The organism is Carboxydocella sp. JDF658 (genome assembly GCF_002049395.1).
Lineage (GTDB): Bacteria > Bacillota.
This window is the reverse complement of record NZ_BDLR01000028.1, coordinates 26,729-39,881: the sequence shown is the minus strand read 5'-3', so window position 1 is coordinate 39,881 and position 13,153 is coordinate 26,729. Positions and strand designations below refer to the sequence as shown.

Sequence of the window (13,153 nt, the reverse complement as noted above, 5' to 3'; positions counted from 1 at the left end):
GGGTTATGCCGATAACATTATATCCTTGCTCTTTTAAAAGAGCGGCCGCTACCGAACTGTCCACGCCTCCGCTCATGCCAACCGCCACTGTGGGTTTCACTACAAATCACCTCAGGATATACTATACCACAATCAGTGGCCATAGGCCAACTTGCGTTCCAGGCGGCGGCTGTAGGAAGTCAGGGCATAGCAGATGACAAAATAGATCACTGCCTCCACCAGCAAAGTCTGCATCGGGTTATTGTAACGGCTGAAGAAAACCTGGCCCTGGCTGAACAGCTCCGGTACCGAAATGATGAAACAATAGGAAGTATCCTTGATCAGGGAAGTAAACTGGCTGACCAGGGGCGGTATAATTTTCTTGAAAGCCTGGGGCAAAATAATATAAGCCATAGTCTGGGCCCAGGTGAAACCCTGGGAGCGAGCCGCTTCCCATTGCCCTTTAGGCACCGCCTGAATTCCGCCCCGGAATATCTCCGCTACCAGAGCAGAAGTAAAGATGGTCAAAGCCACCACCCCGGCCCAGAAGGGCGAAAGGCTGATCCCCATCCGGGGCAAGGCAAAATAGGTAAAAAAGATGATCAGCAACAAGGGGCTATTGCGCAAGGCATGGATATAGAGATAGGCCGGCCCGCTCAGGAACTTCCAGCCCGAAATGCGCATCAGAGCCAGCAGCACACCGAAAAACAGACTGAAGGCTATGCTCAGGGCGGCTAACCCCAGGGTCCAGCGCAAACCAGCCGCCAGAAAGGTTAGGTTATTTAAATCCAGAAAGGGAGCCCAGCCACTTGTAGTCATCCTTCAGCCCTCCTTTAATGATAACCTTGAGCTACCCGGCGTTCCAGGTATTCCACCAGGGCACTCAGGGGAATTGTCAAAGTCAGATAGAGTAAGGCAGCAAAAATATAGACTTCAAAAACGATAAAAGTTTCGGCAGAAACCAGGTTGGCATTATACATCAGGTCAGCAACGGCAATGGTGCTGAGAATGGCCGAGTTTTTCACCAGGTTTACCACCTGGTTGCCCAGCGGGGGCAAAGCTACCCGCAAGGCCTGGGGCAGAATGATATAACCCATGGTTTGCAGATAAGTGAAGCCCTGGGAGCGGGCCGCTTCCCACTGTCCTCTGGGAATGGACTGGATGCCAGCCCGAAACACTTCGGCAATATAGGCACCGGTATAAATGCCCAGCCCCAGGGTGCCACAGGTAAATTCCGACAGGCTTACCCCCAAAGAGGGCAAACCCTGATAAAAGAAAAAGACCTGAATTACCAGGGGTGTATTTTGAAAAAACTCCACATACCATTTGCCGATAAACTGGGTTACCGGGTTTTCGATAACCCGCAAAACCGCTACAATTACGCCAATCGCCAGGGCCAGAACCAGGGCCAGCAAGGATACCTGCAGGGTAATGGCCAGCCCGGAGAAGAATTGATCCGAGCGTTGCCAGACATCTGCCCAGTTGGTCATACAAACTACCTCCTCCGGTGCAATTTAAAGGGGTCCCCGGGCAGGGGACCCCGGCCGCTTACTTGGGGGGTTCTTCTTTAAACCACTTTTTATACAGTTCAGCGTACTTGCCGCTGTCCTTCATTTCCTTCAGCCAGTCATTGACAAACTTGACAAAGTCATCATTGCCTTTCTTAAAGCCCATACCGTAGGGTTCGGAAGTAAAGAGCCCGCCTACCAGTTCTACATTAGGATCCTGCTGGGCAAAACCAAGCAAGATGGAGTTATCAGTGGTCATAGCATCAGCCCGGCCATTTTGCAGAGCCAGGAAGGCTTCGGGATAGGTGGGGAATTCCAGCACCTGGGCTTCCGGAGCCTTGGCCCGAATGTTCTTGGCACTGGTGGAACCCTGGACAGTCGCTACTTTCTTGCCTTTCAAATCATCCACTGATTTAATGGAGCTGCCTTTCTTGACCAGCAGGGACTGACCGGCTTCAAAATAGACATCGGAAAAGTCAATTTGCTTTTTCCGCTCTTCAGTAATGGTCATGGTACCGGCCACAATATCCACCTGGTCGTTTTGCAGCATAGGAATCCGGGTTTTGGATTCAACCTTGACGAATTCCACTTTGCTCTCATCACCAAAAATCTTTTTGGCCAGTTCCTTCATCAGGTCGATTTCAAAGCCTTCTACCTGGTTGGTCTGGGTATTGAGCATGCCAAACAGGGGTACATCATACTTGACACCGGCAATCAATTTGCCCCGCTGTTTGATTTGCTCCAGTTTGCCAGCCTTTCCGGCTGCCGGCTGGTTTTCCGCCTGTTTCTGCTCTCCGCCGCCTCCGCAGCCGGCCAGCAGTCCAAGAGACAGGATCCCGGCGAAAGCCAATGCTATCAGTTTTTTCAGTTTCATCGGTTCAACCTCCCTTGTTTTTAGAGAATTTTGCTTAAGAAGAGCCTGGTTCGCTCCTCTTTGGGCTCTTTGAAGAAATGTTCCGGGGTGCCTTCCTCGATAATGCGCCCCTCATCCATGAAAATCACCCGGTCGGCCACTTCCCGGGCAAAGCCCATCTCATGGGTAACCACCACCATGGTCATTCCCTCCCGGGCCAGGGACTTCATTACATCCAGTACCTCATTGACCATTTCCGGGTCCAGGGCTGAGGTGGGCTCATCGAAGAGCATGATTTTCGGCTTCATGGCCAGACCCCGGGCAATGGCCACCCTTTGCTGCTGGCCACCGGAAAGCTGGCTGGGATAGGCGTCAGCCTTTTCAGCAATGCCTACCTTTTGCAGATAGTAACGGGCAATTTTTTCCGCTTCCCGGGGGTCCATTTTTTTGACCTTGATGGGAGCCAAAGTGATATTTTCCAGCACCGTCTTGTGAGGATAGAGATTGAAATGCTGGAAAACCATGCCGATTTCCTGCCGTAAGAGATTTATATTCACCTTTGGGTCATCCAGCCGGAAACCGTCCACTATCAATTCACCGGAAGAAATCTTCTCCAGCTGGTTGATACAGCGCAACATGGTGCTCTTCCCCGAGCCGGAGGGGCCGATGACCACCACCACTTCCCCTTCCCGGATTTCCAGATTGATATCCTTGAGGACATGATGGTTGCCGAAATATTTATTGACATTCTTGAACTTGATCACTGCTCTCACCTCTGGCTCCATTTTGGTGACCAGCCCACAAAAAACTACAAAAAAATAACTGGAGCCTACATTGTATACTCCAGTTATTGATGCGTAACCTCATCATAAAGGGCCATGATGAATTTTTTCAGGTTGATCTTGCCCTTTTCTCCTCGCAATTTGGCCCGTACTTCGTTAAAATCAAAAAAGCGGGGAGCATAGTATTCAAAAAGAGGATCATGGTAATCTTCCGCCCCTAAAGCGGCCAGATGTTCCATAGCTTCGTGTACTGCCCGGCGAATGCGCTGCTCCAGGGTACCCAGATCCACCTCTTCTCCAGTTTCCTGGCGGTAGCGTTCCTGCAATTCCTGATATAGCTCTTTGAGCTGCAGGTTGGCCGGAGTGCGCCCTTCTTCTTCCTTCTCCCGCAAAATCTCCACCAGCCAGTTCAGTTCCCGGCTGCCCATTTCCCCCGCCAGTCCCAGGTCCCGCAAAACCCGGCGCATTTTCTTGCTGCCGCTCTCCCTGTCACTGCTCCGTTCCGGTTGCTGGTTGCCCACCATCCAATCCAATGCTGCCAGGGAATTGCGCACCTGGGCCAGGGATTGGGTCAGGCGCAAATTGGCCAGCACTTTTTGCAAAACCGATACCACTTCCACCCGGTTGATGGGTTTGTGGATATAAAAATCCACGCCCGCCTGATAGGCACCGGCCACCATTTCCTTGTTTTCCACCTGAGAAATCATGACAATGGCCCCCGTAAAACCTCTTTCTTTCAGGGCAGCTACTACCTCAACCCCATCCTGACCGGGTAGCAACAAGTCCACCAGCACTACATCGGGCCGGACCTGCATCACCACCATATCGGCCATTTCCCCGGTCTCCAGTTCCCCGACTACTTCCCCTAAACCTTCCTGTTCGATGATCATACTCAACATGCGCCTGCAGATACGGTCGTCATCGATAATCATGAATTTGAATTCGCCCATAGGTCACCTCCCCTACAAGGGTACTTTGATAGCAAAAACGGTTCCGGTTCCAGGCTGGGAAGACAAACTGATCTCCCCGCCCAGATGCTCTACCATATCCCGGACCTGGGTCAGCCCTATCCCGGTGGAAGGCCGCCCTTCCGGGGTAAATTTGGTGGTAAAACCGGGTTCAAACACCAGCTCCTGGTCCCGGGGTGCGATGCCCGGGCCATTATCGGCTACCAGCAGCTCCAGTTTACCCGCTACCAGCCCGGCCCGCAGGATGATCTGTCCTTCCTCCATGGCCTCCACTGCATTTTGCACCAGGTTGTTCAAGATGGAAACCAGCGGATAAATACGGTCAGTGACATACTGTCCTTCCGCCTCAGTCTGTATTTCGATCTTCCTGCCCAGAGTTTGGGCGTAGGCCCGGTTGGTGGCTGCCACCAGCTCCAGAATTTCCTCTACCGTCAGCACCTCAGTTACCGGCTCTTCGGCCAGCAGCTGATTTAAGCCTTCTTCCAGCCGTTTTAGATCTTTTTTGATTTCATGGACCTCTTTGGCCACATCCAGGGCCATTTTGGCCAGGGGATCAGGAACCGGTTGACGATTTTTCAATTTCTGATAGAGTTCATGGCTGCGCGCCATTACCGTTTCCACCTGGGCCATGGATTTGCGCAGAAAAAAAGCCTCCATGTGCAGGTTAGACCCCACCAGTAACCGCCTGAGCAGGTGTTCCTCTTCCACTTCCCTGGTGGTCCGATGCCGTTCCTGCAGCAGGACATCGGCCAGCAAAACCACGGCTAACCCCCGCAGCACGGCTACGACCAGCAAGGCCCACAGTTTTCCGGGGGTGAGCAGCTCCAGATTGAAACCGGTGCGTACCAGCATCTCCACCAGGTTGGCCCCGCCATCAGCCAGAGCCACCAGTCCCCCCAGTTGCAGGGGCTGTTCCCGCTTGCTCTCCCAGCCCGCATTATGCAAGAAGAAAACCAGGGTCAGGTAGTAGGCCAGGGCCGGCAAATGCAGCCACAAAGCCTCGCTCCAGCTTAGCCCGTGATAGCTGGCCAGCCCTATCCGCCAGGCAACAGTGGTCAGGCCCACCACCAGGCCGGTCAGGCGCAATGGCAGCTGGCGCCAGAATATCAGGGCCAGCAAAAAGAACACACTGCCCAGGCCAAAGCGAAAAGCCGTCCCGAAAGGCTGAATTTTCACTTCCCCCAGCAGGGCCGTACCGATAGCTACCAGTAAAACTAGCATTGTAGTCCTCCAACTAAAGTTTTTTATTGCTGTATCTCAGTTTCTTTTAAAATGTTAATTATACTTTTTTTGAAAATAGGGATATTTTTGTTGATAATATTCCATACTACAACAAAATTAATAGCTCCATACTTATGTGCGGCAATATTACGTAACTTTTTAAACTGACTCCAATCAATTTGTTTGTACTTGGATTTCAATTCTTTACTCAGTTCTCCTATTCCTTCACTAATATTTATCAAACTCATCACTACACACTTTTGTAACAAACGACTTGCTAAAAATTTCTCCATAGTATCACAACTAAATTCATCTAGTGCCTTATAAATGTCTTCTATATCCTCAAGAATTACCAGGAGTATTTTCCTGTCTCTTGTTTCCATAAATTTCTATAGCCTCCTTTAAAATATCATCTCTCATAACAGGGTTAATACATCTGTATTCTAGAATATCTACATTCTTCTTTAGTGCCCTTTTAACAGCTGCCTCGAATTTTAAGTATTTTTCCAGTTCAAAAGTGTCATCCAATAAAACAAGCAGATCCACATCGCTACTCATGCTGGCTTCCTTTCTGGCATAAGAGCCAAAAACAGCAGCTCTTTTTAACCCAAACTTCCTGAATATCGGTTCAAGTTTATTTTTTATGTCCTCTAAAGAATAAATAGACTCTTTTGACATACTCCCAGTCCTTTCGATTTTGTATTACTATCCTCATTTTATCATAAATTTTCTTTACCTTGCCAGCAAAAAACCGGCCCGAAGGCCGGCACATACTCTAATTGGTTTCTACCTTTTCCACCCAGCTTTCCGCCAGAACTGATGGCAATGCTGCTGTACTGAAGCTACCGTTGACCAGTTCATTATAGGCCTGGAAGCCGTGCTCGGCTATATCCAGTCCCTCCAGTTCCTCTTCGGCACTTACCCTGATGCCGATTGTCGCAGCCAGCAGCCGGAACAACAGGTAAGTTGCAGCAAAAGCAAAGACTGAAACGGCCAGTAACCCAATCAACTGCACCTGGAACAAATGCCAGCCACCGCCATAGAAGAGGCCACCGTCTTTGGCCAGCAAGCCCACCGCCAGGGTGCCAAAACTGCCGCCAACCCCATGGACGGCAATAGCCCCCACTGGATCATCAATGCGCAGGCGGTCAAAGAGACCAATAGCTTCCACCACCAGCAAGCCGGCAATCAGGCCCACCGCTACCGCAGCCGCCGGTTCCAGATAGGCGCAACCAGCGGTTATAGCCACCAGCCCGGCCAGGGCCCCGTTAATAGCCATACTGACATCGGCCTTGCCAAAACGGAACATTGTGTAGAGACAACCCATCGTACCCCCGGCTGCTGCCGCCAGGTTGGTATTGAGAGCAATCAGGCCGATGTCTTTGTGCAAAGCGGAAAGAGTGCTGCCCGCATTGAAGCCAAACCAGCCAAACCAGAGGATAAAGCCCCCCAGTGCTGCCAGCGGGATATTATGTCCAGGAATGGCATTGATAGTGCCATCCTTACCATACTTGCCCAGCCGCGGCCCCAGCACCATCGCCGCCGCCAGGGACGCCCAGCCGCCAACGGCATGCACCGCAGCGGAACCGGCAAAATCCAGCATGCCCAGGTTATGCAACCAGCCATTGCTATTCCAGACCCAGCCGGCAGCCAGCGGGTAAATGAGTCCGGTAGCTACTGCGCTGAAAATCAGGTAGGCACTGAATTTCATCCGTTCCGCCACCGCACCGGATACGATAGTGGCCACTGCCACGGCAAAGGCAGCCTGAAAGAGCCAGAAAACAGAGACTGGAATATTTAAACCGAGAAAACTGAAATCCCCTTGCAGAAAAAAACCATTAGTGCCAAACCAGCCCTTGCTTTGCCCGTACATCAACCCGAAACCGACAGCCCAGTAAGCCAGTAAACCCAGAGCACAATCCATTAATACTTTCATGATGATATTCAATGTATTTTTGGAGCGGACAAACCCCGCCTCCAGGGCCGCAAAGCCGGCTTCCATAAAGAAAACCAGAGCTGCTGCCAGCAAAACCCAGATAGTATCCAGACCCACAGACAGATTTTGCAAATTCAACTCCATTGTCCTTTCTCCTCCTCCTCGTGGAATAAAAAAAACAAACGCCGACAAGACAGTCTACCTTGACTGTCCTATCGGCGTCATCGCCTTTTTCAACCGGTACCCCATCGCACCGGGTTAAAACTTATTAAGTAAGAGCTGCCTCTCCTTCTTCTCCAGTTCGAATCCGGATGGCATTTTCCACTGCTGTCACAAATATTTTACCATCACCCACGGCGCCTGTGCAAGCAGAATTTAGTATAACATTCATAATTTCTTCGACACAGGCATTGGGTACCACCAGTTCCAGTTTCACTTTGGGTAAAAGGTTGAGGTTGATTTCCGTACCCCGATAAAGCTGAGTCCGCCCTTTTTGCAGTCCACAGCCTACTACCTGGGAGACAGTCATACCCTTGATCCCGTAGGCTTCTAATGCCTGTTTAACCTCATTCAGTTTCTCCGGCCGAATTACGGCTTCGATTTTTTTCATCCTTACTCACTGCGTCCCTGCTTTTGCAGATAATCCTTGATCGCTGCGTGCAGAGCATCAGCAGCCAGGTTGGAACAGTGCATTTTCTGGGGTGGTAGACCTTCCAGAGCTTCAGCCACATCTTTGTTAGTGACCTGCAGGGCTTCCTGAATGGTCTTGCCCTTGACAATCTCAGTGACCATGGAACTGGTAGCTACTGCTGCCCCGCAGCCGAAGGTCTTGAATTTAATATCTGTAATCACATCATTGTCCACTTTAATGAAAATTTTCATGATATCCCCACAGGAAGGATTGCCGACCTGCCCTACCCCATCGGCATCGGGAATTTCCCCCACATTGCGGGGATTGGTGAAATGGTCCATTACTTTCTCAGTGTACATGATGATAACACTCCTTTGCTTCAATAGTCACTCCCGGCCCCAGGGGAGACATTTCCCGCAGCCGCTGTACAATTTTCGGCAACTCCTCCAGGACATAATCCACATCCTCTTCTGTATTGACCTTGCCCAGGGTCAGGCGGAGGGAACCGTGAGCTACTTCATGGCTCAGCCCCATGGCCAGCAAGACATGGGAAGGATCCAGGGAACCGGAAGTACAGGCTGAACCACTGGAAGCGGCGATACCCTTCATATCCAGCATTAAAAGCAGCGATTCGCCCTCAATGAAGTGGAAACTGAAATTGACATTATGGGGCAGCCGTTCAGTCGGATGGCCATTGAGCTTGACATAATCCATTTTTTCCATAATGCCTTTGATCAGCTTGTCCCGCAAAGCCTGCAGGCGCGGGCTTTCTTCTGCCATTTCCGCTACAATTTTTTCCGCTGCCAGGCCAAAGCCGACAATCCCCGGCACATTTTCCGTACCGGCCCGGCGCTTGCGCTCCTGGGCCCCACCGTGGGTGATAGGAGTGATGCGGGTACCGCGGCGGATGTAGAGAGCTCCTACTCCTTTCGGCCCATAGATTTTATGGGAGGAAAGGGAGAGCAGATCCACCTGCAGCTCATCCACATTCACCGGAATCTTGCCAAAAGACTGCACGGCATCGACATGGAAGAGCACTCCATGCTTTTTGGCCAGCTGGCCAATTTCAGCAATGGGCTGGATGGTACCCACCTCATTGTTGGCATGCATGATGGTAATGAGGATGGTGTTTTTGGTTATAGCCTTTTCCACATCCTCCACCCGTACCCGGCCATATTCATCCACAGGCAGGTAAGTGACAGAATAGCCATTTTTCTCCAAATGTTTGCAGGTATCCAGTACAGCGTGGTGTTCCACCGAGGAAGTGATGATATGATTGCCCTTCTTGCAGTTAGCCTGGGCTACCCCCAGTATGGCCATATTATCCGCCTCTGTACCGCCACTGGTGAAAATGATTTCCTGGGGATTGGCACCGATAGCTTTTGCCACCCGCTCCCGGGCCTCTTCCACCGCCTTGCGGGCTTCCCGGCCAAAGGCATGAATGCTGGAGGGGTTACCGAAATCCTCAGTCATGTACTTGACCATAGCCTGGGCAATCTCCGGATCCACCGGAGTGGTAGCACTGTGGTCCATGTATATGCGCCGCATTTGCTTTCATCTCCTTTAAATATAGTACATATAAAAATCACCTTGCTGTTTCAACTTCTCTGCTTCTTCCAGCATATCGGCCAGAGTGATGGAATCCAGCACCTGGTCGATGGTTTCCTTCACCCGCTGCCAGACCAGCCGGGTAATACAGACATCCAGGCGATTGCAGCTTTCCTGCATCTCCTCACCGACACACTCTACCGGAGCCACCGGGCCTTCCAGCACCCGGATAATGTCCCCGACGGTGATCTCCTTCGGGTCCCGGGCCAGGATATAACCTCCCTGGGCTCCGCGAATGCTTTTGACCAGGCCAGCCTTGCGCAGGCTGCCCACCAGCTGTTCCAGATAGTGTTCGGAGAGGTTCTGGCGTTCTGCCACGCTTTTTAAAGGAATCGGTCCTTCCCCGTAGTGCTGGGCCAGATCGAACATAGCCTGCACCCCATAGTGACCGCGCGTGGACAGCTTCATGCCCCTCACCTCAATTCCTAGCAAATTCGTCGGTTTTCTTTCTGGTCATATAATAGCATACAGGGGTATATTTGTCAATTTGAAATCCAACTATTTTACTCGTCTTTTTTCTCCTGTCGGGGCCAGTACTGCCGACCCCGCAGATCATCGGGCAGATATTGCTGTTCCACCCTGGCCCCCGGATAATTATGGGGGTACTTGTATCCCTGTCCGTGGCCCAGATCCTGGGCTCCCGCGTAATGGGTATCCCGCAAATGGAGGGGAACCGGTCCCCCTTTGCCAGCCCGCACATCAGCCAGAGCCGCATCAATAGCCTTGATAATCCGGTTTTCCTTGGGTGCCAGTGCCACATAGAGAGCAGCCTGAGCCAGCGGTAGCCTGCCTTCCGGCATACCAATCCGTTCCACCGCCTGGGCAGCAGCTACCGCCACCACCAGGGCCTGGGGATCAGCCAGTCCCACATCTTCGGCGGCATGGACAATAATCCGGCGGGCTATATACTCCGGCTCTTCCCCCGCCTCCAGCATGCGGGCCAGATAGTGCAGTGTGGCATCGGGATCGGAACCGCGCATGCTCTTGATAAAAGCCGAAATCACATCATAATGCTGGTCCCCGCTTTTATCATAAAGCAAGGCCGGGCGCTGGATGGATTCCTCCGCCACCGCCAGGTCTACCAACCGCCTGCCGTCTTCCTGCGGCGGAGTTGTCAGCACCGCCAGCTCCAGGGCATTCAAAGCCGTGCGAGCATCACCGTTGGCCATCCGGGCTAAATGCCGCAGGGCCTCCTCGGTCACCTCCGGCCGGTAACCGGCCAGGCCCCGCTCCTCATCGTCGAGAGCGCGACGCAGCAGTTCCAGGATGTGCTGTTCAGTCAAGGGGCGGAATTGAAAAACCCGGGAGCGGGAAAGCAAAGCCTTATTCACTTCAAAGTAGGGATTTTCCGTGGTCGCCCCAATCAAAATGATGGTCCCATCCTCTACAAAAGGTAACAGGGCATCTTGCTGGCTTTTATTAAAACGGTGAATCTCATCAATAAACAAAAGAGTCCGCTTTTGCTCGTACAGCAGGCGTTCTTTTGCCGCTGTTGTGACCTGGCGCAGCTCACTGACACCAGAAGTCACGGCATTGAGCTGAGTGAACACAGCCCGGGTCTGGTTGGCGATTACTTTGGCCAGGGCCGTTTTTCCCGTGCCCGGCGGACCGTAAAATATCATGGAACTGAGCTGGTCAGCCTCAATGGCCCGGCGTAAAAGCCGCCCCGGCCCCACAATTTCCTCCTGCCCCACAAACTCCTCCAGGGTACGAGGGCGCATGCGGTCCGCCAGGGGAGCCATTTTCCCCCGTCCCGTCAGATTAGCCTGTTCAAACAGATTCATACTATCTCCCTTTCCGGCAAATCCTCTCGATTTCCATTAGTGCCTGATCAATATCCAGATCATCGATATCTTTATGGGTAACAAACCGCACCAGATTGCCGCCAAATGCTGCGGCCAGTACCCCCTGTTCTTTCAATTTGCCCAGGAAAACCGCCGGACTCAAGCCTGTTGCCATAATATCAGCCACTACGATATTAGTTTGTACCCGTTCCAAGTCCACCTTCAGCCCGGGAATGGCAGCCAATCCCTCCGCCAGCTGACGGGCCCGCCGGTGGTCCTCTGCCAGCCGCTCCACCATGGTCTCCAGGGCCACCATTCCAGCTGCCGCAATTATCCCGGCCTGACGCATACCACCGCCCAGCATTTTCCGCAAACGCCGGGCGCGGGCAATGAACTGGGCAGACCCGACCAGCATGGAACCGATAGGAGCTGCCAGACCCTTGGAGAGGCAAAACATCACCGAATCCATATCCTTGGTCAGCACCTTTACCGGCAGTCCAAGGTAGGTGGCAGCATTGAAAATCCTGGCCCCATCCAAATGAATGGGAATTTGATATTCCTTGCCAATCTGGCCAATAGCCTCCATTTCCTGAAGCCCCATTACTGTTCCCCCCGCCCGGTTATGGGTATTTTCCAGGCAGATCAAGGCCGTGCGTGGAAAATGAATATCACTGAGGCGAATGGCCTCCCGCACCCTGGTAGCCGGCAACACCCCTTTTTCCCCGCGGATGGTACGGGTCTGGACTCCGGCCAGGGCGCCCAGGCCTCCTACCTCATAGAAAAAGACATGAGCTTCTGCCTCTACTATAACCTCATCTCCCCGCTGGGTATGGGCCAGCACCGCCAGCTGGTTGCCCATAGTCCCGCTGGGTACCAGCAGGGCCGCCTCTTTGCCAAACAGCTCGGCCGCTTTTTCCTCCAATCGCCGAACCGTGGGATCTTCCCCGTAAACATCATCCCCCACTTCCGCCCGGGCCATGGCTTGCCGCATCTCCTCGGTCGGCTGGGTTACGGTATCACTGCGTAAGTCTATGTACTTCACTTTATTCCCCCCTGTGACAGTTTCTGTTTTTTTCCCATTCTACATTCTTCCCCAAAAACCTTCTCTTTCCTCGCCATCTTTCCCCACATATTCCGGGAGCTAGCTGCATATCAATGAACAAAAGGCAAGGAGGGAAGGGATATGGAAGAAATTCAGTTACAAATTCCAGTCTGTCCGGTGACTCATCGGGAACCAAACCGCTTTAGCTGGCAAATCAGCAAATATTTACCCCAGGCTCGTACTGGCCACGTACTGGCTGTGGAAATCCAACAGCTTTTGCATTTCAAAATTCCCTCCAGTTTGCTTCTGGGCCTGACCGGACTAAAACTTTCCTCCCATCTCCTGGCTGATTTCAACCGCCATGGTGGCTGGTTCTGGCCGATAACTATCAAAGCTGGCTGGACAGCCTACTTGCCTGTTTCTGAATGTCAGCCCCTGCTTTATCTCGGTCCGATAGCTGTTCCCTCAATGGTTTCCGCAAGCTACTGCCGGGAAGCCCCTCCCTGTCAGGTAGATATAAAAATGTCTTTACTGGATGACTTCCCGTTACAGGGTCCTGTTTTGGAAGCCCCTAATGCCTTGATTTTTCTAGTATCCCATTCCAGTAGCAAAACCGCCTGGAATACTGCTCTGCAAAGAGCCACCCTTTGTTTGCAGAAAAACCTGGGCCTGGTCTTCTCCCGGGCCCAGGCTCTGGCCAGAGAAGTGGGCAGCTGGCAGATCTGCAATAATCAGCAGACTCTGGTGGCTTTTTCTCTCCCTAGACGGCTGATCGCCCATCCCTATAAAATTATCGCTCTCTAAAAATTTTCTCCCCAAAAACACTTGTTCTCCACTATGC

17 protein-coding genes are annotated in these 13,153 nt (G+C 52.2%); 1 reads left to right on the top strand and 16 read right to left on the bottom strand.

What is annotated here, in order from left to right; all coding sequences use genetic code 11:
• The 16 genes from JDF658_RS05600 to ltaE all read right to left on the bottom strand — a co-directional run.
• Positions 1 to 100: hypothetical protein (locus tag JDF658_RS05600; RefSeq protein WP_278307832.1), on the bottom strand; the 100-nt coding region annotated here is incomplete at its 3' end.
• A 32-nt stretch (positions 101 to 132) separates the two neighbouring features.
• Positions 133 to 798: an amino acid ABC transporter permease gene (locus JDF658_RS05595; protein WP_078665444.1), complete on the bottom strand. Its 666-nt coding sequence runs from the start codon at positions 796 to 798 to the stop codon at positions 133 to 135.
• Between the two features lie 14 nt (positions 799 to 812).
• Positions 813 to 1,469 (bottom strand): amino acid ABC transporter permease, encoded by a 657-nt coding sequence (locus JDF658_RS05590; protein WP_078665445.1) that lies wholly within the window; start codon positions 1,467 to 1,469, stop codon positions 813 to 815.
• Positions 1,470 to 1,527: 58 nt separating this feature from the next.
• On the bottom strand, positions 1,528 to 2,361 hold the full coding sequence (locus tag JDF658_RS05585; RefSeq protein ID WP_078665446.1) for an ABC transporter substrate-binding protein: 834 nt from the start codon (positions 2,359 to 2,361) through the stop codon (positions 1,528 to 1,530).
• A gap of 20 nt (positions 2,362 to 2,381) precedes the next feature.
• A complete protein-coding gene (locus JDF658_RS05580) occupies positions 2,382 to 3,104 on the bottom strand; it encodes an amino acid ABC transporter ATP-binding protein (protein WP_078665479.1) in 723 nt (240 codons plus the stop codon).
• Positions 3,105 to 3,187: 83 nt separating this feature from the next.
• Complete coding sequence (locus JDF658_RS05575) at positions 3,188 to 4,072, bottom strand: response regulator (RefSeq protein ID WP_078665447.1); 885 nt, start codon at positions 4,070 to 4,072, stop codon at positions 3,188 to 3,190.
• A gap of 12 nt (positions 4,073 to 4,084) precedes the next feature.
• The gene (locus tag JDF658_RS05570; protein ID WP_079906751.1) at positions 4,085 to 5,311 is read right to left on the bottom strand and encodes a HAMP domain-containing sensor histidine kinase; all 1,227 of its coding nucleotides are present in this window, start codon (positions 5,309 to 5,311) and stop codon (positions 4,085 to 4,087) included.
• A gap of 23 nt (positions 5,312 to 5,334) precedes the next feature.
• Positions 5,335 to 5,694, bottom strand: coding sequence for a DUF86 domain-containing protein (locus tag JDF658_RS05565; protein ID WP_079906750.1), 360 nt, complete (start codon positions 5,692 to 5,694; stop codon positions 5,335 to 5,337).
• A complete protein-coding gene (locus tag JDF658_RS05560; protein WP_078665449.1) occupies positions 5,654 to 5,989 on the bottom strand; it encodes a nucleotidyltransferase family protein in 336 nt (111 codons plus the stop codon). Before JDF658_RS05560 ends, JDF658_RS05565 begins: the two co-directional genes overlap by 41 nt.
• 97 nt (positions 5,990 to 6,086) lie before the next feature.
• Positions 6,087 to 7,391, bottom strand: a complete 1,305-nt coding sequence (locus tag JDF658_RS05555) for an ammonium transporter (RefSeq protein ID WP_079906749.1) — start codon at positions 7,389 to 7,391, stop codon at positions 6,087 to 6,089.
• A 124-nt stretch (positions 7,392 to 7,515) separates the two neighbouring features.
• The gene (locus JDF658_RS05550) at positions 7,516 to 7,857 is read right to left on the bottom strand and encodes a P-II family nitrogen regulator (protein WP_078665451.1); all 342 of its coding nucleotides are present in this window, start codon (positions 7,855 to 7,857) and stop codon (positions 7,516 to 7,518) included.
• Positions 7,858 to 7,859: 2 nt separating this feature from the next.
• Positions 7,860 to 8,237, bottom strand: a complete 378-nt coding sequence (gene nifU / locus JDF658_RS05545) for a Fe-S cluster assembly scaffold protein NifU (protein ID WP_078665452.1) — start codon at positions 8,235 to 8,237, stop codon at positions 7,860 to 7,862.
• Complete coding sequence (gene nifS / locus JDF658_RS05540; RefSeq protein ID WP_078665453.1) at positions 8,227 to 9,426, bottom strand: cysteine desulfurase NifS; 1,200 nt, start codon at positions 9,424 to 9,426, stop codon at positions 8,227 to 8,229. Before nifS ends, nifU begins: the two co-directional genes overlap by 11 nt.
• 15 nt (positions 9,427 to 9,441) lie before the next feature.
• Positions 9,442 to 9,894 carry an Rrf2 family transcriptional regulator gene (locus JDF658_RS05535; RefSeq protein WP_078665454.1) on the bottom strand — a complete coding sequence of 151 codons (453 nt, stop codon included), beginning with the start codon at positions 9,892 to 9,894 and terminating at the stop codon, positions 9,442 to 9,444.
• A gap of 95 nt (positions 9,895 to 9,989) precedes the next feature.
• Positions 9,990 to 11,270 carry a replication-associated recombination protein A gene (locus JDF658_RS05530; protein ID WP_079906748.1) on the bottom strand — a complete coding sequence of 427 codons (1,281 nt, stop codon included), beginning with the start codon at positions 11,268 to 11,270 and terminating at the stop codon, positions 9,990 to 9,992.
• 1 nt (position 11,271) lies between these two features.
• Positions 11,272 to 12,312, bottom strand: a complete 1,041-nt coding sequence (ltaE, locus tag JDF658_RS05525; protein ID WP_079906747.1) for a low-specificity L-threonine aldolase — start codon at positions 12,310 to 12,312, stop codon at positions 11,272 to 11,274.
• A 141-nt stretch (positions 12,313 to 12,453) separates the two neighbouring features.
• Here ltaE and JDF658_RS05520 point away from each other — a divergent pair, with 141 nt between their 5' ends.
• The gene (locus tag JDF658_RS05520) at positions 12,454 to 13,116 is read left to right on the top strand and encodes a hypothetical protein (protein WP_078665457.1); all 663 of its coding nucleotides are present in this window, start codon (positions 12,454 to 12,456) and stop codon (positions 13,114 to 13,116) included.
• Positions 13,117 to 13,153: the final 37 nt, after the last annotated feature.

Bases quoted from the DNA above. Each gene is read 5' to 3' on its own strand.
- JDF658_RS05590 (WP_078665445.1), bottom strand. From the start codon at position 1,469: ATGACCAACTGGGCAGATGTCTGGCAACGCTCGGATCAATTCTTCTCC.
- JDF658_RS05570 (WP_079906751.1), bottom strand. From the start codon at position 5,311: ATGCTAGTTTTACTGGTAGCTATCGGTACGGCCCTGCTGGGGGAAGTG.
- nifS (WP_078665453.1), bottom strand. From the start codon at position 9,426: ATGCGGCGCATATACATGGACCACAGTGCTACCACTCCGGTGGATCCG.
- JDF658_RS05535 (WP_078665454.1), bottom strand. From the start codon at position 9,894: ATGAAGCTGTCCACGCGCGGTCACTATGGGGTGCAGGCTATGTTCGAT.
- JDF658_RS05575 (WP_078665447.1), bottom strand. From the start codon at position 4,072: ATGGGCGAATTCAAATTCATGATTATCGATGACGACCGTATCTGCAGG.
- JDF658_RS05550 (WP_078665451.1), bottom strand. From the start codon at position 7,857: ATGAAAAAAATCGAAGCCGTAATTCGGCCGGAGAAACTGAATGAGGTT.
- JDF658_RS05565 (WP_079906750.1), bottom strand. From the start codon at position 5,694: ATGGAAACAAGAGACAGGAAAATACTCCTGGTAATTCTTGAGGATATA.
- JDF658_RS05530 (WP_079906748.1), bottom strand. From the start codon at position 11,270: ATGAATCTGTTTGAACAGGCTAATCTGACGGGACGGGGGAAAATGGCT.
- JDF658_RS05555 (WP_079906749.1), bottom strand. From the start codon at position 7,391: ATGGAGTTGAATTTGCAAAATCTGTCTGTGGGTCTGGATACTATCTGG.
- JDF658_RS05520 (WP_078665457.1), top strand. From the start codon at position 12,454: ATGGAAGAAATTCAGTTACAAATTCCAGTCTGTCCGGTGACTCATCGG.
- JDF658_RS05585 (WP_078665446.1), bottom strand. From the start codon at position 2,361: ATGAAACTGAAAAAACTGATAGCATTGGCTTTCGCCGGGATCCTGTCT.
- JDF658_RS05560 (WP_078665449.1), bottom strand. From the start codon at position 5,989: ATGTCAAAAGAGTCTATTTATTCTTTAGAGGACATAAAAAATAAACTT.
- nifU (WP_078665452.1), bottom strand. From the start codon at position 8,237: ATGTACACTGAGAAAGTAATGGACCATTTCACCAATCCCCGCAATGTG.
- JDF658_RS05595 (WP_078665444.1), bottom strand. From the start codon at position 798: ATGACTACAAGTGGCTGGGCTCCCTTTCTGGATTTAAATAACCTAACC.